Raw genomic sequence first — 25,641 nt, 5'->3', positions numbered from 1 at the left:
GTGTTCCTCAGGAATTGGCGTGGGAGAGCTGGTTAGCCGTGCCGTCGGACTTGCGGCCCTTGGCCGGTGGTTCCTTGAGCTCCACACGCTTGATGTCGCCTACGATCACCAGATAGCTGATCACCGCCACCAGCGCATTGGCGCCGACGAACACCAGGGCCCATTTGAACGAACCGGTGGTGCTGATGATGTAGCCGATCACGATCGGCGTGGTGATGGAGGCGATATTACCGAACATGTTGAACAGCCCGCCGCTCAAACCGGCGATCTGCTTGGGTGAAGTATCCGAGACCACGGCCCAGCCCAGGGCGCCGACGCCCTTGCCGAAGAAGGCCAGGGCCATGAAGCCCACTACCATCCATTCCAGGTCCACGTAGTTGCAGGCCACGATGGTGGTCGACAGCAACAGGCCGCCAATGATCGGCGCCTTGCGGGAAAAGGTCAGGGAGTGGCCACGGCGCAGCAGCCAGTCGGAAATGATCCCGCCCAATACCCCGCCGATAAACCCGCAGATCGCCGGCAACGAGGCGATGAAGCCAGCCTTGAGGATCGTCATGCCGCGCTCCTGCACCAGGTACACCGGGAACCAGGTCAGGAAAAAATAAGTGATGCCGTTGATGCAGTATTGGCCCAGGTACACGCCGAGCATCATGCGGTTGGTCAGCAACTGGCGCACGTAGTCCCATTTCGGACCATCGGTGCGTTTGCCCGGGCCTTTGTCCTGGTCCATGTCGACCATGCCGCCGTTCTGGGCGATGTAGTCGAACTCGGCGGCGTTGATCATCGGGTGCTGACGCGGGCTGTAGATGGTTTTCAGCCAGATCAGCGAGAACAGGATGCCCACCCCGCCCATGACCATGAACACGTGTTGCCAGCCGTAGGTGAAGACGATCCAGCCCATCAGCGGTGCGAACAGCACGGTGGCGAAGTATTGCGCAGAGTTGAAAATGGCCGAGGCGGTGCCACGTTCCGCAGTGGGGAACCAGGCCGCGACGATGCGCGCGTTGCCCGGGAACGAAGGCGCTTCGGCCAACCCCACCAGAAAGCGCAGCATGAACAGCGCGACCACGGCGGTAGAGACGCCGAACTCACCGACATAGCCTTGCAGCACGGTGAACAGCGACCAGGTGAAGATGCTCAGCGCGTAGACTTTCTTGGAGCCGAAGCGGTCCAGCAGCCAGCCGCCAGGGATTTGCCCTGCCACATAGGCCCAACCGAACGCAGAGAAGATGAAACCGAGGGTCACGGCGTCGATGCCGAGACTTTTTTGCAAACTGGAGCCAGCGATGGCAATGGTTGCACGGTCGGCATAGTTGATCGTGGTCACCAAAAAGAGCATGAGCAGGATCAAGTAGCGGACGCGAGTCTGCTTGAGCGCTTGCATGTAGATGTACTCCCACTCGTTATTTTTATGCGGGTAATGCAGTCAACACTGTAACGGGGGCGGCGTCAGGCAGGCGCCACCCCCGGATTCTGCAGCAGGGCTTATTGCGGGCCTTGCTTGTCCATCAGCGCGGCGAGCATTTCGTACTCTTCGCGGGTCAGGTCGGTCAGCGGGGTGCGCACCGGGCCTGCGTCGTAGCCAGCGATTTTGGCGCCCGCCTTGACGATGCTCACGGCGTAGCCTGCCTTGCGGTTACGGATGTCCAGGTACGGCAGGAAGAAGTCGTCGATGATCTTGCCGACGGTCTCGTGATCGTCGCGCGCGATGGCGTGGTAGAAGTCCATCGCGGTTTTCGGGATGAAGTTGAACACCGCCGACGAGTACACCGGCACGCCCAGGGCCTTGTAGGCCGCCGCGTACACTTCAGCGGTCGGCAGGCCGCCCAGGTAGCTGAAACGGTCGCCCAGGCGACGGCGGATGGACACCATCAGTTCGATGTCGCCCAGGCCATCCTTGTAACCGATCAGGTTAGGGCAGCGCTCGGCCAGTTGTTCCAGTTGCACGGCGTTCAGGCGGCAGACGTTACGGTTGTAGACGATCACGCCGATCTTCACCGATTTGCACACGGCTTCGACGTGGGCGGCCACGCCGTCCTGGCTGGCTTCGGTCAGGTAGTGCGGCAGCAGCAACAGGCCTTTGGCGCCCAGGCGCTCGGCTTCTTGCGCGTATTCGATGGCCTGGCGAGTGGCACCGCCCACGCCTGCCAGGATCGGCACGCTGGTGGCGCAGGTGTCGACCGCCGTCTTGATCACTTCGCTGTATTCGCTGGCAGCCAGCGAGAAGAACTCACCGGTGCCGCCGGCGGCGAACAGCGCGCTGGCGCCGTAGGGGGCCAGCCACTCCAGGCGCTTGATGTAGCCTGCGCGATGGAAGTCGCCCTGGGCGTTGAAATCGGTCACCGGGAAAGACAGCAGGCCGGCAGAAAGGATGGACTTCAGTTCTTGTGGATTCATTATTCGAACACCCTGGGTTGCATGGAATATGCGCTCAGCCGTGGCTGATGTCGTACGTCATCGTACAACCACACTTATAAATGCTCAATAGGGTGCATGATGAAATGTGGACCGGCGGTAGGGCCATTCGCGGATGAATCCGTGCCTACGGAATACCCTACCGTAAGCGCGGATTTATCCGCGAAAAGGTCAGCGCGGTTTAACCGTCACACCAGCCTTCAACCCTGCGCCGCCGCCTCTTCATGGGCATGGCGCAACCGTTCCCGGCTGTTGGTCAGGTGCAGCCGCATGGCCGCCCGCGCCGCATCGGAATCCTGACGGGCAATGGCCTCGTAGATTTCCTCGTGCTCGCGGCTCAGGCGGTTCATGTAGTGCTGCTGGTCATCATGGGCCAGGCGTGCCGAGTTCAGCCGCGTGCGCGGGATGATGCTGGTGCCCAGGTGGTTCATGATGTCGGTGAAGTAACGGTTGCCAGTGGCCAGCGAGATTTGCAGGTGGAACTGGAAGTCCGAAGCCACCGCGTCGCTGGCGTGTGCCACGCTTTCGCTCAGGGCATCGAGGGCTGCGCGCATCAACGCCAACTGCTCGGGCGAGCGGCGCTGGGCCGCCAGGCCCGCCGATTCCACTTCCAGGCTGATGCGCAGCTCCAGCACCGCCAGCACGTCACGCAAGGTGACGATGGTGGCCGGGTCGATGCGAAAGCCGCTGGGGCTTGGCGTATCGAGCACGAAGGTACCGATGCCGTGGCGGGTTTCCACCTGCCCGGCCGCCTGCAGGCGCGAGATCGCCTCGCGCACCACCGTGCGGCTGACACCCTGCTCTTCCATGATCGCCGACTCGGTGGGCAGCTTGTCGCCGCGCTTGAGTTCGCCGTTGAGGATGCGCTCGGTCAGCACGGTGACCAGTTCCTGGGCCAGGCTGCGGGGCTTTCTGCGGGCGCGCGGTGCGCTCTGAGTATCCATATCGAACATCTGTCTCGAAATGACGGTTATAGGCGCATCATAGCGCATTCTGGTTGTACGACCACAGTTCACACCGGTGAGGGCGCGCCCATAGGTTGTGTCACCAAGTGTCCACCTTCCAGGCGGATGTGCCGCGAATGGAAGCGCTTGAGGCTGCTGCGGTGGCCGACGCTGACCAGGGTGAGACCCGGCAGTTCATCGATCAAGGCTTGATATAGAGCGGCTTCGTCCTCTTCATCCATCGCTGAGGTGGCTTCGTCCAGGTACAGCCACTGCGGCGCATACAACAGCGCACGGGCGAAGGCCAGGCGCTGCTGCTCACCCGGCGAGAGCAGGCTCTGCCAGTGGTTGCTCTCGTCGAGCCGCTCGATCAGGTGCGGCAAACGGCAGGTGTTCAGTACCTGTTCATATTGCCCGGGCGTGTAGGCCTCAACCGGCTGTGGATAACTTAACGCCTCACGCAGGCTGCCAATCGGCAGGTAGGGCTTTTGCGGCATGAACAGCGAGCGCCCGGCGGGCATGTCGATACGCCCCTGCCCTTCGCTCAACAGGTTGCCCATGGCCCGCAACAGCGTACTTTTGCCACTGCCCGAACGGCCACTGAGCAACACCCGCTCACCCGCCGCCACGTTCAGCGAGGCCCCTTCAAACAACTGGCGACCGCTTTGCAGCTTCAGGCCCAAATCGCTGATCTGCAGCGCGCTGCCGGCGTGGTTGACCTGGATGCCGCTGCTGCGTTGCTCGTTGGCGTCCATGGCCGCGCGGAAACTGAGCAAACGATCACAGGTGGCGCGCCACGCCGCCAGGCTCACGTAAGCGTCGATGAACCAGCTCAGGCTTTCCTGCACGTTGCCAAAGGCGTTGGCCACCTGCATCAACCCACCCAGCTCCAACTTGCCGGCGAAGTAACGCGGCGCCGCCACTACCACCGGGAAGATGTTGGCGATTTGCGCGTAACCGTTGGTGAAGATGTTCATGCGCTTCTGCACGCGCATGATTTCCCAGTAGTTGCTCCACACCTGGCCAAAGCGTGCGCTCAGGCGCTGGTTTTCCACCGGCTCGCCGTCGAGCAGGGCAATGGTCTCGGCGTTCTCGCGCAGGCGCACCAGGCCAAAACGCAGGTCAGCCTCATAGCGTTGCTGGCGGTTGCTCAAACGGATCAGACGGCGGCCCAGCAAGTGAGTGATCAAGCTACCCGCCAAGGCATAGAGCACCGCGGCCCAGAACATGTAGCCGGGGATGGTGATGCCGAACACTTCGATGCTGCCGGAAATACCCCACAAGATCACCGAGAACGACACCAGGCTGACGATGTTGCTGATCAGGCCCAGGCCAATGCTCAGGGTGTCGGACGTAAAGCTGCGCAGGTCTTCGGTAAGGCGCTGGTCGGGGTTGTCGGTGCCACCTTGCCGTTCCAGCTGGTAGTAGTTCTTGTGGCCCAGCCACTTCTTGAAGTGTTTTTCGGTGAGCCAGCGCCGCCAGCGAATGGTCAGCATCTGCGTCAGATAGATGCGCAACACGCCGACCAGGATCGACACGGTGGCAATCACGCAGAAATACAGGATCAGGTGCACGAAGGTGTCGTACTGCTTGTCCTGCAGCGAGTTGTACATGTCGCGGTTCCAGCTATTGAACCACACCTGCAGCGCCACGCCCACCAGGGACAGGCCGATGACGGTAAGCAACAACAACCAGGCCTTGGCCTTCTCTTCACTTTTCCAATAGGGCGTGATCAGTTTCCAGACTTTGCGCAGGAATTGACCGTGCACGGCATCGTTGACCGCGGAATGCTCAGCGTTCTGATTCATTGTTCAGGCTCAAAGGAGAATGGCGGCGCCGGGCGGTTCGATCCTGAACCACCGGCACGGCAAAAACACTCACAGGTCAGCGCTCAGCGCCGGACCGGACGTTTCTGAAGCTTGCGCTGCAAGGTGCGGCGATGCATGCCCAGGGCGCGGGCAGTGGCGGAGATGTTGCCTTCGTGCTCGGTGAGCACGCGCTGGATGTGTTCCCACTGCAAGCGGTCCACCGACATGGGGTTTTCCGGCACCAGGGTGTCCAGGTCCGCGTGTTCGGACAGCAAGGCGGCCAACACGTCGTCGGCGTCGGCCGGCTTGCACAGGTAGTTGCAGGCGCCGCGCTTGATGGCTTCGACCGCCGTGGCGATGCTCGAATAACCGGTCAGGATCACCACGCGCATCTCTGGGTCCAGCTCCAGCAGCTTGGGCAGTAGCACCAGGCCCGAGTCGCCTTCCATTTTCAGGTCTAGCGCCGCGTAGTCGGGGATGTCCGCCAGGGCCAGCGCCAGGCCTTCTTCGGCCGAGCCTGCGGTGCTTACGCGAAAACCGCGGCGGGCCATGGCACGGGCCATTACCCGGGTAAAGGTGGCGTCGTCGTCGACCAGCAGCAGGTGCGGCAGCTCTTCGCTTTCGACCTGGGTTTCATCAGTCATCTCTGTCTCCTCGGGCGTCACGGGGCAGGCGCAGCTCGGTAAGCGTACCGCCCTCTTCATGACTATAGAGTTTTACCGAGCCGCCGGCGCGTGTCACGCTGGCCTTGCTCAAAAACAGGCCCAGGCCGAAGCCTTTGCCCTTTGTAGTGAAGAAAGGTTTGCCGATTTGCTCGGCGATAGCTAGAGGCACACCCGCGCCGTGGTCACGAATGCTGATGAAGATATCTTCAGTGTTCCAGTCCAGGCGCACTTCCAGGCCTTCGGCACAGGCATCGGCGGCGTTGTTCAGCAGGTTGAGCAAGGCCTGGGTCAAGTCCGGTGGCGGTGCCAGGCGCGGCACTTCGCCTTGGCCCAGGCGCTGAAAGCGGTAAGTGGCTTCGGGGCGCATCAGGTGCCAGCGGTTCAGCGACTCGTCCAGCCACAAGGTGACTTCTTTCTCTTCCACAGCCATGCGCCGGTTGGCTTCGGCGGCGCGTACCAGTTGCTGCAAGGTTTCCTTGCACAGCTTGACCTGGTCTTGCAGCACTTGCAGGTCTTCCTGCAGGGCCGGGTCGGGGTGGTCCTGGCGCATTTCCTTGAGCAGCACGCTCATGGTCGCCAAAGGCGTGCCCAACTCATGGGCAGCACCCGCAGCCTCGGTGGCCACGGCGAGCAATTGCTGGTCACGCAGGCCTTCTTCGCGGCGCTGGGCACGCAGTTGTTCTTGGCGGCGCAACTCTTCGGCCATTTTAGCAGCGAAGAAGGTGATCACCCCGGCCGCCAGGGCAAAGCTTAGCCACATGCCGTAGTTCTGCAGGTTTTCCCGGGCGATGGGCAAGGTTTGCAGCGGATAGAACCACACCAGCAGCAAGGTGTAGCAAGCCAGGGCGATGCCCGAGAGGATCAGCGAGTACAACCAGGGCAAGGTGACCGCAGCGATGGTCAGCGGTACCAGGTAATAAGAGACGAACGGATTGGTGGAACCGCCTGAGTAAAACAGCAACGCGCTGTGGATCGCCAGGTCGCACATCAGTTGCACGGCGTACTCAAGCTCCGTCACCGGCAGCGAAGTACGCAAGCGCATGGCCGTCACGGCGCACAGCACCACGGAAATGCCCAGCGTGATACCCAACTGCAGCCAAGGCAATGGAAACAGGTGCGTCAGGTAGGCAAACCCCAGCGAACCGGCCTGCGCGGCCAGCACCAAGGTGCGAATAAAGGTCAGGCGCCACAGGTTCTGGCGGGTTGCAGACAAAGGCAGTACGGGGGCGAGCATGAGCTCTCCTGATGAGCGCTCCAGGTAGATCGTTGCAAGTATACCCGTGTAAGGCTTGAGGCAGAGAAAAGTGCGGCAAAGCGCCGCAACACGCACTCGTGCCGGGCGCAAAATTCAATCAGGGCCACTACCGGCCGCCCCAGCGGCCTATCGCAAGCAAGCTTGCTCCCACACAAAGCCCCAAAAATGCAACTGCAGTACACCAAGGCAGGCAACCCCTCCCCACCAGACTGCGGCACGTTGCAACCCATGTGGGAGCAAGCCTTGCTTGCGATAGGTCTTGCAACACACCCATGCCTAAGTGCACGGCAAATGTACCTGCAGTTCAACCAAGGCAGGCACCGCCTCTCCATCAGAATGCGGTACGTTGCAGCACATGTAGGAGCAAGCTTGCTTGCTCCTACATTCTTGCAACACACCCATGCCTAAGTGCACGGCAAATGTACCTGCAGTTCAACCAAGGCAGGCACCGCCTCTCCATCAGAACGCGGTACGTTGCAGCACATGTGGGAGCAAGCTTGCTTGCGATAGGCCGCGCGGGCGGCCGGTCTCAGCAGCACTTGAGCCCTGAACCAAGCCCATCAAAGCCCCCCCCAGATACAGCCTGTAACACTCGCTTTATGAACCGGCGCCGCCGGTCTACAGTCTTAGCACTTTCCCCACAAGGAGTGCCTCAATGTCCACCCTCAGCCGCAGCGCCGCCATTGCCCTGGGCGCCAGCCTGCTTGCCAGCCTGCCTGCGCTGGCCGATGAGCCCCGTTACAACCAGATATCCCTGCGCGCCGAAGTCAGCCAGGAAGTGCCCCGCGACCTGATGCTGGTCACCCTCTACAGCGAAGCGCAAGACGCCGACCCGGCCAAGCTTGCCGCACAGATCACGCAAACCCTGAACAAGGCGCTGGGCCAGGCACGCGAAGTGAAGGACGTGAAAATCAGCCAGGGCAGCCGTAACAGCTACCCGATCTATGATGACAAAGGCCAGAAAATCACCGGCTGGCGCGAACATGCCGAACTGCGCCTGGAAAGCGCGAATTTCCCGGCGCTGTCCAAGCTCACCGGCGAGCTGTTGCAAGACCTGAAAATGGGCAACATGAGCTTCACCGTCTCGCCCAAGGCCCGCACCGCCAGTGAAGACGCCCTGCTCAAAGATGCAGTGGACGCCTTCAAGGCCCGCGCGCAATTGACTACCCAGGCCCTGGGTGGCAAGGGCTACAAGGTGGTCAACATGAACCTTAACAGCAGCGGCTACCAACCGCCGTTCCCGCGTGCGGCAATGATGATGAAAGCCAGCGCCGATGCAGCGCCCACCCCGGAAGTAGAAGCGGGCACCAGCCAGGTGACGATGAATGCCGATGGCACCATCGAAGTTCTAATGCCTTAAGGGCTGTCGCGGGGCGGCAACGGCGTTACTCTGTCACGCTGCCGTCCCCGCACCTTGAGGCCTTCATGGACTATCACGCCGTCAAACCGCTGCTTCTTGCCGCCGCCCTGCTTGCCTGCTCGCCCTTGGCCCAGGCGGCCAGCACCCTGGTCTACTGCTCCGAAGCCAGCCCCGCCGGCTTCGACCCCAGCCAATACACCAGTGGCACCGATTTCGACGCCTCGGCCGAAACCGTGTTCAACCGCCTGACCCAGTTCAAGCGCGGCGGTACCGAAGTGGAACCAGGCCTGGCCACCCACTGGGACGTGAGCCCGGACGGCCTGAGCTACACCTTCCACCTACGCCCCGGGGTGAAGTTCCACACTACCGACTACTTTACCCCTACCCGCGACTTCAACGCCGACGACGTGTTGTTCACCTTCCAGCGTTTGCTGGACAAGGACATGCCGTTTCGCAAGGCCTACCCGTCCGAGTCGCCGTACTTCAACGACATGGATTTGAACACCACCATCAAGTCCGTCGGCAAGACCGACGCGCAAACCGTGGTGTTCAGCCTCAACCATGTCGACGCCGCCTTTATCCAGAACCTGGCCATGAGCTTCGCCTCGATCCAGTCCGCCGAGTACGCCGATCAGTTGCTCAAGCAGGGCAAGGCCGAGCAGATCAACCAAAAGCCCATTGGCACCGGGCCGTTCGTGTTCAAGCGCTACCAGAAGGATTCGCAAATTCGCTACAGCGCCAACAAGGCCTACTGGAAGCCTGAAGACGTGAAGATCGACAACCTGATCTTCTCGATCAACACCGATGCCGCCGTGCGCCTGCAGAAGCTCAAGACCGGCGAATGCCAGGTCAGCGGCTACCCGCGCCCGCAAGACATCGAGCAAATGCAGAATGACCCCAACCTGGTGGTGCTGCACCAGGCCGGTTTCAACCTGGGCTTTCTGGCCTACAACGTAACCCACCCGCCACTCGACCAGCTCAAGGTGCGCCAGGCCCTGGACATGGCCATCGACAAGCCGGCCCTCGTCAAGGCCGTGTACCAGAGCGCCGGCCAGTTGGCACAAAATGCCTTGCCACCGGCGCAATGGTCGTATGACCCAAACATCAAGGACGCCCCCTACAACCCGGACAAAGCGCGTGAACTGCTCAAGGAGGCCGGGGTAAAACCGGGCACCGAGATCAAGTTGTGGGCCATGACCGTGCAGCGCGCCTCCAACCCCAATGCGCGGATGTCGGCGCAGATGATCCAGAGCGACTGGGCCAAGGTCGGCATCAAGGCCGATATCGTCAGTTACGAGTGGGGGGAATACATCAAGCGCGCCAAGGCCGGCGAGCATGATGTGATGATTTACGGTTGGACCGGTGACAACGGCGACCCCGACAACTGGCTGGGCGTGCTCTATAGCTGTGCAGCGGTGAAGGGCAGCAACTACGCGAAGTGGTGCGACCCGGCCTATGATCAATTGATCCAGAAAGCCAAGCTCAGTAGTGACCGCAACGAGCGCATCAGCCTGTACCAGCAGGCGCAAAAGATCTTGAAGCAACAGGTGCCGATCACGCCGATCGCCAACTCGACGGTGTTCCAGCCCATGCGCAAAGAAGTACAGGACTTCAAGATCAGCCCGTTTGGCCTCACCCCGTTTTATGGGGTCAGCCTGAGCAAGTGATACCAAATGCCCCAGCCCGGCTCACGAAATAACCGGGCCGGGCCGCTTTGGTGCGTGAAATGCCCGTTTTTGGGCGCGCGCAAACGTTCAACTTCGTATTTTTTATATCAATGCGACATTCTTGTACGTACGTTCCACGATTAGCTGCTCAACCGGTACTAAAGTATTGATTCGGGTACGACGCCTGCATAAGTATCGGCGGGTCGACCCACAAGGTCCCCTCTAATTAAAATGACAACACTGAGGCCACCATGCTCAAAACCGCGGTCATTCCGTTCCTCGTCAGTGCCGGCTTGCTAGCCGTTACACCGTTCGCCCAGGCGGCAGCACCCGTTAGCCTGGTGTTCTGCTCCGAAGGCAGCCCCGCCGGTTTCGACCCGGGCCAATACACCACGGGGACTGACTTCGACGCCTCAGCCGAAACCGTATTCAATCGCCTTTCGCAGTTCGCTCGCGGCGGCAGCACCGTGACCCCGGGCCTGGCCACCAGCTGGGACGTATCCCCGGACGGCCTGACCTACACCTTCCACCTGCGTGAAGGGGTCAAGTTCCACACCACCGACTACTTCAAGCCTACCCGCGAATTCAACGCCGACGACGTGCTGTTCACCTTCAACCGTATGCTCGACAAAGACATGCCGTTCCGCAAGGCGTACCCCACCGAGTTCCCGTACTTCACCGACATGGGGATGAACGAAAACATCACCAAGCTCGAGAAGATCGACGACCACACCGTCAAGTTCACCCTCAAGACTGTGGACGCCGCGTTCATCCAGAACATGGCCATGCCTTTCGCCTCGATCCAGTCGGCCGAATACGCCGACAAACTGCTTAAGGCAGGCACACCCCAGGACATCAACCAGAAGCCGATCGGCACTGGCCCATTCGTGTTCAGCAAGTACCAGAAGGACGCCCAGATCCGCTACAAGGGCAACAAGGACTACTGGAAGCCTGAAGACGTGAAGATCGACAACCTGATCTTCGCCATCACCACCGATGCCTCGGTGCGCATGCAAAAGCTGAAGAAAAACGAGTGCCAGGTAACCGCCTACCCGCGCCCGGCCGACATCAAGCCGCTGGAAGAAGACAAGGCATTGAAGATGCCTAACCAGCCAGGCTTCAACCTGGGCTACATCTCTTACAACGTGACCCACAAGCCGCTGGACAACGTGAAAGTTCGCCAGGCGCTGGACATGGCCGTCGACAAGCAGCAGATCATCAACGCGGTGTACCAGGGCGCAGGCCAACTGGCCGTCAACGCCATGCCGCCGACCCAGTGGTCTTACGACACCACCATCAAGGACGCCGCCTACAACCCTGAAAAGGCCAAGGAGCTGCTCAAGGAAGCGGGCGTAAAAGAAGGCACCGAGATCCAGTTGTGGGCCATGCCCGTGCAGCGCCCGTACAACCCCAACGCCAAGTTGATGGCCGAAATGCTGCAGTCGGACTGGGCCAAGATCGGTATCAAGGCCAAGATCGTCAGCTACGAGTGGGGCGAGTACATCAAGCGTGCGCACAACGGTGAAACCGACGCCATGCTGATTGGCTGGAGCGGCGACAACGGTGACCCGGACAACTGGCTGGGCACCCTGTTTGGCTGTGACGCGGTCAACGGCAACAACTTCGGCAAGTGGTGCGATGCCGACTTCGACAAACTGATCAAGGCGGCCAAGGCCACACCCGACCAGGCCAAACGGACTGAACTGTACAAACAGGCCCAGCACCGCTTGAAAGATCAGGTCCCCATGACCCCGATCGCGCACTCGACTGTCTACCAGCCGATGCGTGCCAACGTCACCGACTTCAAGATCAGCCCCCTGGGCCTGAACTCGTTCTACGGTGTCGGCATCAGCAATTAAGGTCTCTACCGAAGCGGCGCCCGATGACGGCGCCGCGGCGGCAGCTTCCCACCGATCATGTGGAAACGTCCTAAGAGCTTAATTACTGCATTTTCAAGCGGTACACACAGCTATTTGGGAATGGTCCTACACGACTGAAAGACTCTGCGCCTATACGGCTGGCCCTGACGAACCTAGTTTCGACAGGTAGCCCGCCGTTCGCGCCAGTGTGTCGGTGAAGCTGCAGCCATGGTTCATGCATCGGCCAGACAGGCGCCTGCAAAGGCCCTCAATCGAGTGCCCATGAACCCAGACCAGAAAGCATAGGGACCTTCATGCGCCATACCCATCTAGCAGCTTCATTGCTGAGCCTAGGCCTGTTGGCCGAGCTTCCACTCGCCCAGGCAGCCAGCAAGAACCTGGTGTTCTGCTCCGAAGGCAGTCCGTCCGGCTTCGACATTGCCCAATACACCACCGGCACCGACAACGATGCCGCCGAGCCTTTGTACAACCGCCTCACCGAATTCCAGAAAGGCGGCACGGCCGTCATCCCGGCCCTGGCGACCCGCTGGGAGGTGTCCGAGGACGGCCTGACCTACACCTTTCACCTGCGTGAAGGGGTCAAGTTCCATAGCAACCATGGGTTCACCCCGACCCGCGATTTCAATGCGCAAGACGTGGTGTTCACCTTCCAGCGCATGCTGGATCGCGACCACCCGTTCCGCAAGGCCTACCCCGCCGAGTTCCCCTACTTCGGCTCCATGAGCCTGGACAAGAACATCACCCAGGTCGAGCAAACCGGGCCAATGGAAGTAGCCTTCACCTTGCGCTCGGTGGATGCCGCGTTCATCCAGAACATCGCCATGGGCTTCGCCGCGATCCTGTCTGCCGAGTACGCCGACCACCTGCTTGAAACAGGCAAGCCCAGCGACATCAATCACAAGCCGATCGGCACCGGGCCATTTGCCCTGGCGCGCTACCAGAAGGATGCGCAGATCCGCTACAAGGCCAACAAACAGTACTGGGATCCCAGCCAGGTCAAGGTCGAGAACCTGATCTACGCCATCAACACCGACCCGTCGGTACGCGTGCAGAAACTGCGCAAGAACGAATGCCAGATCACCCTGAACCCGCGCCCGGCAGACCTTGCCACGTTGCACAAGGACCCGAAACTGAAGGTAGTCGAGCAGGCCGGCTACAACGTCGGCTACATCGCCTACAACACCCAGCGCGCGCCCTTCGACCAACTCCCCGTGCGCCAGGCGCTGGACATGGCGGTTAACAAGCAGGCCATTCTCGATGCCGTGTACGAAGGTTCCGGCCAACTGGCGGTAAACGCCATGCCACCGACCCAATGGTCCTACGACACCACGATCAAGGACGCTGCCTACAACCCTGAAAAAGCCCGCGAGCTGCTCCAGCAGGCCGGCATCAAGGAAGGCACCGAAGTGACCCTGTGGGCCATGCCCGTGCAGCGCCCCTACAACCCCAACGCCAAGTTGATGGCCCAGATGCTCCAGGCCGACTGGGCCAAGGTCGGCATCAAGGCGCGCATTGTCAGCTACGAGTGGGGCGAGTACGTGAAGCGAGTCAAGGACGGCGAGCACGACATCGTGCTGCTAGGTTGGACCGGTGACAACGGCGACCCGGACAATTGGCTTGGCACCCTTTACAGCTGCGATGCCATTGGCAGCAACAACGCCGCGATGTGGTGCGACGCCACGTACGACGCGCTGGTAAAAAAAGCCAAGGGCCTGACCGACCGCGAACAGCGCAGCGAGCTGTATCGCCAAGCCCAGCAATTGCTCAAACAACAAGTGCCCATCACCCCCGTCGCCCATTCCAAGGTCAGTCAGCCAATGAGTGCCAAGGTCGATGGGTTCCAGGTCAGCCCCTTGGGGCGCAACGACTTTTCCGGGGTCACCCTGATCGATTAACCCTGAGCCCTGATGCGCGGAGCATTGGCCCAGCGCATCACTGCACGCGAATTTCGCGTAGCAAACGTTTGCAATTATTTAATTGCAGCGAAAACAAAGCCAGATCACCAAAAAAGATCGGCATATAAGAAAGAAAAGTTAAAGGAGCTTCACCTTGAAATTCAAACAAACCGCAGTATTCGCACTGTCCCTGGGGGGCCTGATCCACCTGGCCCATGCCGAAGAAGTCAGCCAGGACTTTTTCCCCATCAGCCTGAAAAACAGCAGCGCCCAGGCCGATGCCAAAGGCTTTGTCGAAGACCAGAGCCTGAGCGGCTTCACGCGCAACTGGTATGCCCGCGAGCACACCACCCGCGGTACCCGTTTCACTTATTCGGACTCCACCGGCAAGCGCATCCCGACCCACAGCCGGACCAACTGGGTGCAGTCGACCGTACTGAACTACAGCTCCGGCTTCACCCAGGGCACCGTTGGCTTTGCCACCGAGGTGGCGGCCTACAACGCCGTGGCCCTGGAGCGTGACCGCCAGTCCGTGGCCGGCCCGCGCAGCAACCGTACCCTGACCGACAGCGATGGCGACGTGGTCGGCCAGTGGAGCAAGCTGGGCCTGGCCAACATCAAGGCGCGGGTGTCCAACACCACCCTGACTGCCGGCCGCCAAAGCATGGACACGCCCATGGTCGCGACCATTGGCAACCGTGCGCTGCCTTCGAGCTTCGAAGGCATCAGCATCAACAGCGAGGAGTTCGACAACCTGTCGTTTCAGGGCGGCACCTTCGACCGCGTGTCGCCGCGTACCGAGCAGAGCCTGAGCAAGTTCCGCACCGAGTACACCAATAACAAGGCCGAGACCGATCGCGTCAGCACCCTGGGGGTCAATTACCAGCCGTTCAAAAGCGTGAAGAGCAGCCTGTTCGCCACCAACGTCGAAGACTTCTGGAACCAGTACTACCTGGGCATCACCCACGAAATGGGCGACACCCAAGTGGTCGACATCACCACCGGGCTCAACTACTACAAGACCAAGGATGCCGGCAGCCGCAAGATGGGCAAGATCGACAACGACACCTATAGCCTGTCGTTGACCGCCACCCATCTGGCCCACAGCCTGACCTTCGCCTACCAGCAAGTGAACGGCAACGAGTACTTCGACTACCTGCACGAAACCAACGGCATCTTCCTGGCCAACTCGCTGTTCTCGGATTACAACGGCCCCAACGAAAAATCCTTCCAGGTAGCCTACGGCCTGAACATGGCCGAGTACGGCGTGCCGGGCCTGAAGTTCAGCATTTATACCGCACGCGGCTGGGGCATCGACGGCACGCACTACCAGGGCACTGCCTACGACGTCAAAAACCTGGATGGCGACAAGCACTACGAATACGGCATCGGCGCGTCCTATGCCGTGCAGAGCGGCCCGCTCAAGGCCAGCAGCATCCGCGTGAACTACACCGCCCACCGCGCCACGGCCAACCAGATCGACGGCAGCCTGGATGAACTGCGCGTGGTCACCACCATCCCGTTCAACATTTTGTAAGCCAGCAAGGGCGGCCGATTCGCCGAATCGGCCGCACCGACTAATCTGCAATGATCGTAGAGGGTACCCATGAAAACGCTTCCCCTTCGTGCCGCCATCGCGGCAGCACTGCTCAGCGTAACGGTCGGCGTCGCCGCCAAGCCTTTGGTCGTGTGCACCGAAGCCAGCCCGGAAGGGTTCGACATCGTGCAGTACACCGCCGCGACCACCGCCGATGCCTCCGCGGAAACGGTGTTCAACCGCCTGGTGGACTTCAAGCCCGGCACCACCGATATCCAACCTGGCCTGGCCGAGCGTTGGGAGGTGAGCGCCGACGGTACCGTCTATACCTTCCACCTGCGCCAAGGCGTGAAGTTCCAGACCACCGATTACTTCAAGCCAAGCCGCGAATTCAACGCCGACGACGTGCTATGGAGCTTCCAGCGCCAACTGGACCCCAAGCACCCCTGGCATGAAAAAGCCACCATGGGCTTCCCGTATTTCGAAGCCATGGGCATGAAGGACCTGATCAAGAGCGTCGACAAAGTCGACGACTACACCGTCACCTTCACCCTCGCCCGCCCTGAGTCGCCGTTCTTGCGCGACATGGCCATGGGCTTTGCCTCGATCTATTCGGCACAGTACGCCGATCAATTGCTCAAGGCCGATAAAACCGGCGATATCAACAGCAAGCCGATCGGTACCGGCCCGTTCATCCTGGTGCGCTACAGCAAGGATGCGCAAATTCGCTACAAGGCCAACCCGGACTACTACAAGGGCAAGCCGGCCGCCGACCCGTTGGTATTCGCCATCACCACCGACAGCAATGTGCGCCTGCAAAAGCTGCGGGCCAATGAGTGCCAGATCGCCGTTTACCCCAAGCCGGACGACATCAAAGGCCTGGCCGGCGACCCGAACATCCGGGTCGATCAGATGGAGGCGCTGCTGACCAGCTACCTGGCCATGAACACCTCGCACAAATACCTGAGCGATGTTCGCGTGCGCCAAGCCATCGCCATGGCCTTCGACAAAAAGACTTTCGTGAACACGCTGTTCGGCGAAGGCAACGCTGTGCCAGGCACTGGCCCCTACCCCTCCACCCTGCTGGGCTTCAATAAAGCCGTGCAAGACCCGCCCTATGATCCGGAAAAAGCCCGCGCCCTGCTCAAGGCCGCCGGCGTGCCCGAAGGCACCACCCTCACCGCATTCGCGCGCAACGGCGGTGGCCCCACCAACCCCAATCCACCGTTGGCGGCGCAATTGTTGCAAGCCGACCTTGCCAAGATCGGTATCAAACTGGATATTCGCATCCTCGAATGGGGCGAAATGGTCAAGCGCATCAAGCTGGGCGAGCACGACCTGGCGTTCTACGGCTGGGCCGGCGACAACGGCGACCCCGACAACTTTCTCAGCCCCAACCTAAGTTGCGATGCAGCCAAGAGCGGTGAAAACGCCGCACGCTGGTGCAACAAGGACTTCGACGCCCTGGTCACCCAGGCACGCACCGAAACCGAACCCAACGCACGCGCGGCGATCTATGAGAAGGCCCAGGTGATCTTCATGCAAGATCAACCGTGGATCACCTTGGCGTACCCAAAACTGTTTACCGTGCTACGCAAAAATGTCGAGGGCTACAACATCAGCCCTCTGACCAATAACAACTTCGCCACCACCCAGGTGAAGTAAAAAAGAAACACGCCACGCCCAGCCGACCCCGGCCGGGCGCGGGACATGCCTAACCGGCTGATGAGGTACCACACACGATGTTTAGTTTTATTGCTCGCCGATTGGGGCTGTTGATCCCCACCTTCTTCGGCATCACGTTGTTGACGTTCGCCCTGATACGGTTGATCCCCGGTGACCCCGTGGAAGTCATGATGGGCGAACGCCGCGTCGATCCCGAAATGCACGCGCAGGCAATGGAACGCCTGGGCTTGAACAAGCCCCTGTACGCGCAATACCTCGATTACGTAGGCAACCTGGCCCACGGCAACCTGGGCGAGTCGCTGCGCACCCGCGACAGCGTCTGGCATGAATTTTTGACCCTGTTCCCGGCCACCCTGGAGCTGTCCATCGCCGCGCTGATCTTCGCCGGCATCCTGGGCCTGCTGGCGGGGGTAATCGCCGCCCTCAAGCGAGGGTCGCTGTTCGACCATGGGGTAATGGGTATATCCCTGGCCGGCTATTCAATGCCGATCTTCTGGTGGGGCCTGATCCTCATCATGTTCTTCTCGGTAAGCCTGGGCTGGACGCCAGTGTCCGGGCGCATCGACCTGCTGTACGACATCGAGCCCAAGACTGGCTTCATGCTGATCGACACCCTGCTCAGTGACCAGGAGGGCTCGTTCATCGATGCGCTGCGCCACCTGATCCTGCCGGCCATCGTGCTGGGCACCATCCCACTGGCGGTGATCGCCCGCATGACCCGCTCCTCGATGCTGGAAGTGCTGCGTGAGGATTACGTGCGTACCGCCCGCGCCAAAGGCCTGTCGCCAGCCCGCGTGGTGTTCGTGCACGGCCTGCGCAACGCGCTGATCCCGGTGCTGACGGTGTTCGGCCTGCAGGTGGGCACCTTGCTCGCTGGCGCCGTGCTCACCGAAACCATCTTCTCCTGGCCTGGCATCGGCAAGTGGCTGATCGAGGCAATCGGCGCCCGCGACTACCCCGTGGTACAGAACGGCATCCTGTTGATCGCCTGCCTGGTGATCCTGGTCAATTTCGTGGTGGACATCCTCTACGGCCTGGCCAACCCACGCATCCGCCATCAACGCTGAGGTACAGAACATGAATACCCCAACCCCAGCGGTAGCAGTGGACCAAAGCCTGCTCTACCCCTCCCCGTACAAAGAATTCTGGCAAGCGTTCGCCAAGAACAAAGGCGCCGTCGCCGGCCTGCTGTTCATGTGCCTGATCGTGTTTTGCGCGCTGTTCGCGCCTTGGGTCGCGCCCCATGACCCCAGCGAGCAATACCGCGACTTTCTGCTGACCCCGCCGGTGTGGCTGCAAGGTGGCCAATGGCAGTTCATCCTGGGCACCGACGAGCTGGGCCGCGACCTGCTGTCGCGATTGATCCATGGCTCGCGCCTGTCGCTGCTGATCGGCTTGTCGTCGGTAGTAATGTCGCTGATCCCGGGCATCCTCATGGGCCTGCTGGCCGGGTTCTTCCCGCGCATCCTGGGGCCATCGATCATGCGCCTGATGGACGTGATGCTGGCCCTGCCTTCGCTGCTGCTGGCTGTGGCGATCGTTGCCATCCTCGGCCCTGGCCTGATCAATACCGTGATCGCCATCGCCGTGGTCTCGCTGCCCTCCTACGTGCGCCTGACCCGCGCCGCCGTCATGGGCGAACTCAACCGCGACTACGTGACCGCCGCCCGCCTGGCCGGTGCCACCCTGCCGCGCCTGATGTTCATCACCGTGCTGCCCAACTGCATGGCGCCACTGATCGTGCAGGCCACCTTGAGCTTTTCCTCGGCCATCCTCGACGCCGCGGCACTGGGCTTCCTGGGCCTGGGCGTGCAACCGCCAACCCCTGAGTGGGGCACCATGCTGGCCTCGGCCCGCGACTACATCGAACGCGCCTGGTGGGTAGTGAGCCTGCCTGGCCTGACCATTTTGCTCAGCGTGCTGGCAATCAACCTGATGGGCGACGGGCTGCGCGATGCGCTGGACCCCAAACTCAAGAATGCCGCCTGAGGAGCCGACCATGTCACTTTTGCAAATCAATAACCTGAACGTGCGCTTTGGCGACGCCAAGGCCGTGCCCGTGGTCGACGGGCTGGACCTGAGCGTGGAAAAAGGCGAAGTGCTGGCCATCGTCGGCGAGTCAGGCTCCGGCAAGTCGGTGACCATGATGGCGCTGATGGGCCTGATCGATCACCCCGGCATCATCACCGCCGACGCGATGAACTTCGACGGCAACGACATGCTCAAGCTCAGCTCGCGCCAGCGGCGCAAGGTGGTGGGCAAAGACCTGGCGATGATTTTCCAAGACCCCATGACCGCGCTCAATCCCAGCTACACCGTGGGTTTCCAGATCCAGGAAGTGCTGCGCCAGCACTTGGGGATGAACAACAAGCAGGCCCGCCAGCGCGCGCTGGAACTGCTGAAAAAAGTCGAGATCCCGGGCGCCGAAAGCCGCCTGGACGCCTACCCGCATCAACTGTCGGGCGGCATGAGCCAGCGCGTCGCCATCGCCATGGCGATTGCCGGCGAGCCGAAACTGCTGATTGCCGATGAGCCGACCACCGCCTTGGACGTGACTATTCAGGCGCAGATCATGGAGCTGCTGATCAGCCTGCAGCAGGAGCAGGACATGGGCCTGATCCTGATCACCCACGACCTGGCCGTGGTCGCCGAAACTGCCCAGCGCGTGTGCGTGATGTACGCCGGCCAAGCGGTGGAAATCGGCCACATCCCACAATTGTTCGATGTGCCCGGGCACCCGTACACCGAGGCGCTGCTGATGGCCATCCCCGAGCACAGCGAAGGTGCCGAGCGCCTGGCCACCCTGCCCGGCATCGTGCCCGGCCGCTACGACCGCCCGCAGGGCTGCCTGCTGTCGCCGCGCTGCCCGTATGTGCAAGACAACTGCCGCACGCAACGCCCAAGCCTGGACCCCAAGGTGCATAGCCAAGTGCGTTGTTTCTATCCGCTGAACCAGGAGGTGGCGTAATGAGCGTCGTACTGACCGCCCGCGACCTTACCCGTCACTACGAAGTGTCCCGCGGCCTGTTCAAGGGCCATGCGCTGGTGCGCGCCCTTAACGGCGTGTCGTTCGAACTGGAAGCCGGCAAGACCCTGGCCGTGGTCGGCGAGTCCGGCTGCGGCAAATCGACCCTGGCCCGCGCCCTGACCCTGATCGAGGAGCCCTCGTCCGGCTCGCTGAAAATCGCCGGCCAAGAGGTGCACGGCGCCAGCAAGGCCGAGCGCAAGCAACTGCGCAAGGACGTGCAGATGGTGTTCCAAAGCCCGTACGCCTCGCTTAACCCGCGGCAGAAAGTGGGTGATCAACTGGGCGAACCGCTGCTGATCAACACTAAGCTTACGGCCGCCGAGCGCCGCGAAAAAGTCCAGGCCATGATGCGCCAGGTGGGCCTGCGCCCCGAGCACTATCAGCGCTACCCGCACATGTTCTCCGGTGGCCAGCGCCAGCGCATCGCCCTGGCCCGCGCCATGATGCTGCAACCCAAGGTGCTGGTGGCCGACGAACCCACCTCGGCCCTGGACGTGTCGATCCAGGCCCAGGTGCTGAACCTGTTCATGGACCTGCAGCAAGAGTTCAACACCGCCTATGTGTTCATCTCGCACAACCTGGCGGTGGTGCGCCACGTGGCCGACGACGTGTTGGTGATGTACCTCGGCCGCCCGGCAGAAATGGGCCCCAAGGAAGACATCTACACCCGTCCGTTGCACCCTTATACCCAGGCGCTGCTATCGGCTACCCCGACCATCCACCCGGACCCGCTCAAGCCAAAGATCAAAATCGTTGGCGAGCTGCCCAACCCGTTGAACCCGCCGAGCGGCTGCGCCTTTCACAAGCGCTGCCCGTATGCCACCGAACGTTGCGCCAGTGAAATACCGGAGCTGCGCCAGGTTGATACGCGGCAGGTGGCTTGTCATTATGCGGAGCAGTTTTTGAACTGATGCCTACGGTTTGCTTGCGATGGCGGTCGCCAAACCGCCGTCGCGGGCACGCTTCCTTCTTGTAGGAGCGGATTTATCCGCGAAAAATCCAACGCGGTGTATCAGGGATAGCCGTGGCGTGCTTTTCGCGTCTAAATCCACTCCTACAGCGGCGCTGCGCGAGGCCCTCAACATCACCGCAGGAGCCTTGATGCTCGACGACACCCCCGCCCAAACCGCCATTACCCAGGCCACCGTCACGCGCTACCACCTGTGCTGGAAGCACCGCGACCTGGACGGCATCATGGCGCTGTACCACCCCGATATCGAATACCACGACTTCTTCCAGAACCGCCTGCTGCGCCTGCACGAGCTACGCGACTACGTGGGCGTCAGCCTGCCGCGCGGCCCCGACGAACTGCTTGAGCATACCGACCGCCTGCGCTTTGACGGCGACACCGCGTTCATCCAGTACAAAGTCACCCTGCGCGGCGGCCAAGGGCTGGTGTCCTTCCGTGCCAGCGAAGCCATCACCGTGCGCGAAGGGCTGATCTGGCGGGTCAACGAATACGCATCCCTGGTGCGCGAAAACGCCGAGGGCAAACAGGGTGACAACCTGCGCCCCACCGTCAGCCGCCTGGGCCTGTCGCCCCACCAGTTGAAGTTCATGGCCGAAGACCTGCAACAATACTTCCAGCGCAAGCAGCCCTACCTAAACCCCGACCTTGACCTGCAACAGGTCGCCCGCGAATGCGGCTACAGCCGCAACCAGATGTCTTACTTGCTGAACCAGGTGCTGGGCCAGAGCTTTTACCGCTACGTGACCCAGGCCCGACTGCACCACCTGCTGTCCGCCATCGACTGCACCCCCGGGGCGCGCATCGATGACCTGGCCTTCGCGGCCGGTTTCAATTCACTGTCGGCCTTCTACAAGAGCTTCCGCCAACACACCGGGCAATCGCCCACGGCCTACCTCAAGCAACTTTCTCTGCGGACACGCGCGCAAGACACACCCTGAGCCCAGCCACTAGCATCGACGCCATCGCAATGACGGATGGAGAACGGCATGTCGGCCTGGCGCAACATCAGCCTGTGGATGGACCAACTCGATGAACCCCTGACAGCCCGCGCCTCGCTGGCCGCGGACTTGAAGGTCGACGTGGCCATCATCGGCGCCGGTTTCACCGGGCTCTGGACGGCCTACTACCTCAAGCGCCAGGCACCCAACCTGAGCATCGCCATCATCGAAGGGCAAACCGCAGGCTTCGGTGCCTCGGGCCGCAATGGTGGCTGGGTGATGGGCAACCTGCTCAACGAAGACCGCATGCTTGCCGCACTGCCTGCCGAGCAACGCCGCGCTTCCTACGACTTGCTGCACGGCATCCCCGACGAAGTGGGCGCGGTGATCGAGCGCGAAGGCATCGCCTGCGACTACCGCAAGGGCGGCGCGCTGTATTGCGCGGCGCGCTACCCCGAGCAAGAGACCAGCCAGCGCGAGTGGCTCAAGCACTTGCACGGCCAGGGCCTGACCGAGGCGGACTATCGCTGGCTGGACACTGCGGCGCTTGCCGAGCAGATCCGCATCGCCACGCCTTTTGGTGGTATTTATTCACCACATGTGGCGACCATCCAGCCTGCGCGCCTGGTGCGCGGCCTGGCGCGTACGGTGGAGCGCATGGGCGTGGCCCTCTACGAAAACACCCCGGTTACCGACTGGCAACCCGGCAAGGTCACCACCGCTGGCAACACCGTGCGCAGCCATTGGGTCATCCCTGCCGTGGAAGGGTACGGCGTCACCCTGCCGCCCTTGGGCCGCTTTCAGTTGCCCGTGCAAAGTCTGTTGATCGCCACCGAACCACTGAGCGAACAGCTCTGGGCCAGCATCGGCCTTGAGCACGGCCAGGCCTTTGGCGAAAGCAGCCGGCAGGTCACCTACGGCCAGCGCAGCGCCGACAACCGCCTGGTGTTTGGCGCCCGTGGTGGCTATCAGTTCGGCGGCCGCCTGCGCCAGGACTTCAACCTTACCGACAGCGAGATCGGCCTGCGCCGCTACCTGTTTGGCGAGCTGTTCCCACAGCTCAAGGACGTGCGCGTGACCCACGCCTGGGGCGGCAACCTGGGCATGTCGCGGCGCTTTCGCCCGCACATGCTCTGCGACCACGCCAGCGGCATCGCCCTGGCCGGTGGCTACGGCGGCGAAGGCGTGGGCGCCAGCAACCTGGGCGGGCGCACCCTGGCCGACCTGATCCTGCAACGGGAAACCGACCTGGTACGCCAGCCCTGGGTCACCGCCACGGGCGGCCTTGCCAGCCTCAAGGCCTGGGAGCCGGAGCCCTGTCGCTGGCTGGGCTACAACGCCATCATCAAAAGCTTCGTACACGAAGACCAGACCCTGGCCAACCCGCACGCCGCCCCCTGGCGCCGCAAGCTGGCCAGCCAACTGGCGGGGTTCATGGAGAGTTTCATGCACTGACGACCCGGAGCCAACCGCCTGGGTCACCTGAAAGCCTGCCCTTACTTATAAACAGCAAGGAATAAGACATGCGCCGTATGACCATTGCCCCGCTGATGTTCGTCGCCTCGTTAAGCCAGGCGGCTGAAACGGTCAAAATCTACAACTGGTCGGACTACATCGCCCCCGACACCCTGCAAGGCTTTCAGGCAAGCACTGGCATCATCCCCACCTACGACGTGTACGACAGCAACGAAACCCTGGACGGCAAGTTGATGACCGGCCATTCCGGCTACGACGTGGTGTTCCCCTCCAACCACTTCATGGCCCGGCAGATCCAGGGCAAAGCCCTCAAGGACCTGGACAAGCGCCAACTGCCGAACTGGAAAAACCTCAACCCGGTGCTGCTCAAGGCCCTGGAAGTGAATGACCCCGGCAACCGCCACGGCTTCCCTTACCTGTGGGGCAGCACCGGCATCGGCTATAACATCGACAAGGTCAAGGCCGTGCTGGGCGACAACGCTCCGGTCGACTCCTGGGACCTGATCTTCAAGCCCGAATACATGAGCAAGCTCAAGGAGTGCGGCGTCGCCATCCTCGACAACGGCCCCGAGTTGCTGCCGGCAGCACTGAACTACTTGCACCTGCCACCGCACAGCAAAAACCCGGCCGATTACCAAAAAGCCGAAGCCCTGCTGATGAAAGTGCGCCCCTACGTGGCCTACTTTCACTCCTCCAAGTACACCAGCGACCTGGCCAACGGCAACATCTGCGTGGCGGTGGGCTTTTCCGGCGACATCCTGCAGGCCGAAACCCGCGCCAAAGAGGCGAAGAACGGCGTGAACATCGGCTACTCCATCCCCAAGGAAGGCGCCGCCATCTGGTTCGACATGGTCGCCATGCCCGCCGACGCCCCCGACGAGAAAGCCGGCTACGCGTTCATGAACTACCTGCTGGAGCCCAAGGTGATGGCCGGCATCAGCAACTACGTGCATTACGCCAATGGCAACGAAAAGGCCGACGTATTGATAGACCCTGAGGTGCGCAACGACACCAAGGTTTACCCCAGCGAGGAGATGATGGGCAAGCTGTTCGCGTTGGAGGCGATGCCGCTTGCGATCGACCGGATTCGCACGCGGTTGTGGACGAAGATCAAGTCGGGGAGTTGAAATCAGGGTGGGCCCAACCCTCTCCCACGGGGAGAGGGCTGGGTTGAGGGCAGTAGCCAAACGCTATCTGGCCCGCAATGCCTCCACCACCGCCAAACAATGCAGCACCCCTGGCGACACATCGCCCACCCGCCGGCTCAGGATAATTGGCGACGTCGCATTCGCCTCTACCAGCGACACATAACCAATGTCGTCGCGATGCTGCACCTGCACCGTCTCTGGCACCAGCGTGATGCCTATTCCTGCTGCAATCAGCCCTATCGCCGTCTGCAGTTCGTTGGTCCACTGCGCCACTTTTATACTCAGGCCATGGGCGGAAAACAGTGCCAGCACATGGTCGGCGTAACTCGGCCGTGGGTTGCCGGGGTAGAGCACGAACGGCTCATGGGCCAGGTCTGCCAGGCTCACCGTCCGGCCCAGCAGCGGGTGGCCGGCGGGCAGCACGGCAATCAGCCGGTCCTCGCGCAGCACGGTCTGCATCACCGCCGGGTCGTCGATATGAATGCGCCCGAAGCCCACGTCGATACGCCCGGCCTTCAAGGCTTCGACCTGCTGCAACGTGGTCATCTCGGACAGCCCCAACTCCAACTCAAGCTCGGCATCGGGGCTGCGCAGGCGGCGGATCAATTCCGGCAGCACGCCATACAAGGTCGATGGCGCGAAGCCGATGCCCATCCAGGTCTTTTTGCCCTGGCCGATGCGCCGGGTGTTTTCACACAAGGTATCGAGCTGATGCAGCAGCGTGCTGCTGTGCTCGTTGAAGTAACGCCCGGCTTCGGTCAGGCGCAGGGGCCGGGCACGCTCCAATAACTGCACGCCCAACTCGTCTTCCAACTGCTGGATCTGCCGGCTCAACGGCGGCTGGGCGATGTGCAGGCGCTCGGCAGCGCGGGTGAAGTTCAAGGTGTGGGCCAAAGCCTGAAAGTAACGCAGGTGCCTGAGCTCCATGACGAGCCTCCCGATCAGTCGACAATACCCGGCAGGTATCAA

Annotated in this window: 20 protein-coding genes; 13 read left to right on the top strand and 7 right to left on the bottom strand. The window is 61.7% G+C overall.

What is annotated here, in order from left to right; translation table 11 throughout:
• Positions 1–7: 7 nt before the first annotated feature.
• From L9B60_RS16300 to L9B60_RS16275, 6 genes are all read right to left on the bottom strand, one after another.
• Positions 8–1,384 carry an MFS transporter gene (locus L9B60_RS16300; protein WP_249671678.1) on the bottom strand — a complete coding sequence of 459 codons (1,377 nt, stop codon included), beginning with the start codon at positions 1,382–1,384 and terminating at the stop codon, positions 8–10.
• Between the two features lie 101 nt (positions 1,385–1,485).
• Entirely contained in the window at positions 1,486–2,397 is a 912-nt protein-coding gene (gene kdgD / locus L9B60_RS16295; RefSeq protein WP_249671677.1) for a 5-dehydro-4-deoxyglucarate dehydratase, read from the bottom strand.
• 218 nt (positions 2,398–2,615) lie between these two features.
• The gene (locus L9B60_RS16290) at positions 2,616–3,359 is read right to left on the bottom strand and encodes a FadR/GntR family transcriptional regulator (protein ID WP_249671676.1); all 744 of its coding nucleotides are present in this window, start codon (positions 3,357–3,359) and stop codon (positions 2,616–2,618) included.
• Positions 3,360–3,427: 68 nt separating this feature from the next.
• A complete protein-coding gene (locus tag L9B60_RS16285) occupies positions 3,428–5,167 on the bottom strand; it encodes an ABC transporter ATP-binding protein/permease (RefSeq protein ID WP_249671675.1) in 1,740 nt (579 codons plus the stop codon).
• 83 nt (positions 5,168–5,250) lie between these two features.
• Positions 5,251–5,811: a response regulator transcription factor gene (locus tag L9B60_RS16280; protein ID WP_249671674.1), complete on the bottom strand. Its 561-nt coding sequence runs from the start codon at positions 5,809–5,811 to the stop codon at positions 5,251–5,253.
• Positions 5,804–7,066: an ATP-binding protein gene (locus tag L9B60_RS16275; protein ID WP_249671673.1), complete on the bottom strand. Its 1,263-nt coding sequence runs from the start codon at positions 7,064–7,066 to the stop codon at positions 5,804–5,806. Before L9B60_RS16275 ends, L9B60_RS16280 begins: the two co-directional genes overlap by 8 nt.
• A 676-nt stretch (positions 7,067–7,742) precedes the next feature.
• On the opposite strand from L9B60_RS16275, the gene L9B60_RS16270 reads away from it, so the two are divergent.
• The 13 genes from L9B60_RS16270 (at position 7,743) to L9B60_RS16210 (ending at position 24,651) form a co-directional block, all read left to right on the top strand.
• Positions 7,743–8,447 carry an SIMPL domain-containing protein gene (locus tag L9B60_RS16270; protein WP_249671672.1) on the top strand — a complete coding sequence of 235 codons (705 nt, stop codon included), beginning with the start codon at positions 7,743–7,745 and terminating at the stop codon, positions 8,445–8,447.
• Between the two features lie 65 nt (positions 8,448–8,512).
• Positions 8,513–10,114 (top strand): ABC transporter substrate-binding protein, encoded by a 1,602-nt coding sequence (locus tag L9B60_RS16265; RefSeq protein WP_249671671.1) that lies wholly within the window; start codon positions 8,513–8,515, stop codon positions 10,112–10,114.
• 251 nt (positions 10,115–10,365) lie between these two features.
• On the top strand, positions 10,366–11,973 hold the full coding sequence (locus tag L9B60_RS16260; protein WP_249671670.1) for an ABC transporter substrate-binding protein: 1,608 nt from the start codon (positions 10,366–10,368) through the stop codon (positions 11,971–11,973).
• 314 nt (positions 11,974–12,287) lie between these two features.
• The gene (locus L9B60_RS16255) at positions 12,288–13,889 is read left to right on the top strand and encodes an ABC transporter substrate-binding protein (protein ID WP_249671669.1); all 1,602 of its coding nucleotides are present in this window, start codon (positions 12,288–12,290) and stop codon (positions 13,887–13,889) included.
• 154 nt (positions 13,890–14,043) lie between these two features.
• Positions 14,044–15,426 (top strand): OprD family porin, encoded by a 1,383-nt coding sequence (locus L9B60_RS16250; RefSeq protein ID WP_249671668.1) that lies wholly within the window; start codon positions 14,044–14,046, stop codon positions 15,424–15,426.
• Between the two features lie 69 nt (positions 15,427–15,495).
• On the top strand, positions 15,496–17,091 hold the full coding sequence (locus tag L9B60_RS16245) for an ABC transporter substrate-binding protein (protein WP_249671667.1): 1,596 nt from the start codon (positions 15,496–15,498) through the stop codon (positions 17,089–17,091).
• A 77-nt stretch (positions 17,092–17,168) separates the two neighbouring features.
• The gene (locus L9B60_RS16240; RefSeq protein WP_249671666.1) at positions 17,169–18,179 is read left to right on the top strand and encodes an ABC transporter permease subunit; all 1,011 of its coding nucleotides are present in this window, start codon (positions 17,169–17,171) and stop codon (positions 18,177–18,179) included.
• A 10-nt stretch (positions 18,180–18,189) separates the two neighbouring features.
• The gene (locus L9B60_RS16235) at positions 18,190–19,101 is read left to right on the top strand and encodes an ABC transporter permease subunit (RefSeq protein ID WP_249671665.1); all 912 of its coding nucleotides are present in this window, start codon (positions 18,190–18,192) and stop codon (positions 19,099–19,101) included.
• A gap of 10 nt (positions 19,102–19,111) precedes the next feature.
• On the top strand, positions 19,112–20,080 hold the full coding sequence (locus tag L9B60_RS16230; RefSeq protein ID WP_249671664.1) for an ABC transporter ATP-binding protein: 969 nt from the start codon (positions 19,112–19,114) through the stop codon (positions 20,078–20,080).
• Positions 20,080–21,051, top strand: a complete 972-nt coding sequence (locus L9B60_RS16225) for a peptide ABC transporter ATP-binding protein (protein ID WP_249671663.1) — start codon at positions 20,080–20,082, stop codon at positions 21,049–21,051. The genes L9B60_RS16230 and L9B60_RS16225 overlap by 1 nt, the downstream gene beginning before the upstream one ends.
• A gap of 190 nt (positions 21,052–21,241) precedes the next feature.
• Positions 21,242–22,048, top strand: coding sequence for an AraC family transcriptional regulator (locus L9B60_RS16220; protein WP_249671662.1), 807 nt, complete (start codon positions 21,242–21,244; stop codon positions 22,046–22,048).
• Positions 22,049–22,096: 48 nt separating this feature from the next.
• Positions 22,097–23,503: an NAD(P)/FAD-dependent oxidoreductase gene (locus L9B60_RS16215; protein WP_249671661.1), complete on the top strand. Its 1,407-nt coding sequence runs from the start codon at positions 22,097–22,099 to the stop codon at positions 23,501–23,503.
• 68 nt (positions 23,504–23,571) lie between these two features.
• Positions 23,572–24,651 carry a polyamine ABC transporter substrate-binding protein gene (locus tag L9B60_RS16210; protein WP_249671660.1) on the top strand — a complete coding sequence of 360 codons (1,080 nt, stop codon included), beginning with the start codon at positions 23,572–23,574 and terminating at the stop codon, positions 24,649–24,651.
• A gap of 63 nt (positions 24,652–24,714) precedes the next feature.
• Here the strand turns inward: L9B60_RS16210 and L9B60_RS16205 are convergent, their stop codons facing one another.
• A complete protein-coding gene (locus L9B60_RS16205) occupies positions 24,715–25,599 on the bottom strand; it encodes a LysR family transcriptional regulator (RefSeq protein ID WP_249671659.1) in 885 nt (294 codons plus the stop codon).
• Between the last annotated feature and the right edge of the window lie 42 nt (positions 25,600–25,641).

Source organism: Pseudomonas abieticivorans (assembly GCF_023509015.1).
Taxonomy (GTDB): Bacteria; Pseudomonadota; Gammaproteobacteria; order Pseudomonadales; family Pseudomonadaceae; genus Aquipseudomonas; species Aquipseudomonas abieticivorans.
The sequence above is the reverse complement of the archived record's forward strand: the minus strand, read 5'-3'. Positions and strand labels throughout refer to the sequence as shown.

Coding starts and splice junctions, on each gene's coding strand:
- L9B60_RS16300 (WP_249671678.1), bottom strand. CDS start 1,384: ATGCAAGCGCTCAAGCAGACTCGCGTCCGCTACTTGATCCTGCTCATG.
- kdgD (WP_249671677.1), bottom strand. CDS start 2,397: ATGAATCCACAAGAACTGAAGTCCATCCTTTCTGCCGGCCTGCTGTCT.
- L9B60_RS16290 (WP_249671676.1), bottom strand. CDS start 3,359: ATGGATACTCAGAGCGCACCGCGCGCCCGCAGAAAGCCCCGCAGCCTG.
- L9B60_RS16285 (WP_249671675.1), bottom strand. CDS start 5,167: ATGAATCAGAACGCTGAGCATTCCGCGGTCAACGATGCCGTGCACGGT.
- L9B60_RS16280 (WP_249671674.1), bottom strand. CDS start 5,811: ATGACTGATGAAACCCAGGTCGAAAGCGAAGAGCTGCCGCACCTGCTG.
- L9B60_RS16275 (WP_249671673.1), bottom strand. CDS start 7,066: ATGCTCGCCCCCGTACTGCCTTTGTCTGCAACCCGCCAGAACCTGTGG.
- L9B60_RS16270 (WP_249671672.1), top strand. CDS start 7,743: ATGTCCACCCTCAGCCGCAGCGCCGCCATTGCCCTGGGCGCCAGCCTG.
- L9B60_RS16265 (WP_249671671.1), top strand. CDS start 8,513: ATGGACTATCACGCCGTCAAACCGCTGCTTCTTGCCGCCGCCCTGCTT.
- L9B60_RS16260 (WP_249671670.1), top strand. CDS start 10,366: ATGCTCAAAACCGCGGTCATTCCGTTCCTCGTCAGTGCCGGCTTGCTA.
- L9B60_RS16255 (WP_249671669.1), top strand. CDS start 12,288: ATGCGCCATACCCATCTAGCAGCTTCATTGCTGAGCCTAGGCCTGTTG.
- L9B60_RS16245 (WP_249671667.1), top strand. CDS start 15,496: ATGAAAACGCTTCCCCTTCGTGCCGCCATCGCGGCAGCACTGCTCAGC.
- L9B60_RS16240 (WP_249671666.1), top strand. CDS start 17,169: ATGTTTAGTTTTATTGCTCGCCGATTGGGGCTGTTGATCCCCACCTTC.
- L9B60_RS16235 (WP_249671665.1), top strand. CDS start 18,190: ATGAATACCCCAACCCCAGCGGTAGCAGTGGACCAAAGCCTGCTCTAC.
- L9B60_RS16230 (WP_249671664.1), top strand. CDS start 19,112: ATGTCACTTTTGCAAATCAATAACCTGAACGTGCGCTTTGGCGACGCC.
- L9B60_RS16225 (WP_249671663.1), top strand. CDS start 20,080: ATGAGCGTCGTACTGACCGCCCGCGACCTTACCCGTCACTACGAAGTG.
- L9B60_RS16220 (WP_249671662.1), top strand. CDS start 21,242: ATGCTCGACGACACCCCCGCCCAAACCGCCATTACCCAGGCCACCGTC.
- L9B60_RS16215 (WP_249671661.1), top strand. CDS start 22,097: ATGTCGGCCTGGCGCAACATCAGCCTGTGGATGGACCAACTCGATGAA.
- L9B60_RS16210 (WP_249671660.1), top strand. CDS start 23,572: ATGCGCCGTATGACCATTGCCCCGCTGATGTTCGTCGCCTCGTTAAGC.
- L9B60_RS16205 (WP_249671659.1), bottom strand. CDS start 25,599: ATGGAGCTCAGGCACCTGCGTTACTTTCAGGCTTTGGCCCACACCTTG.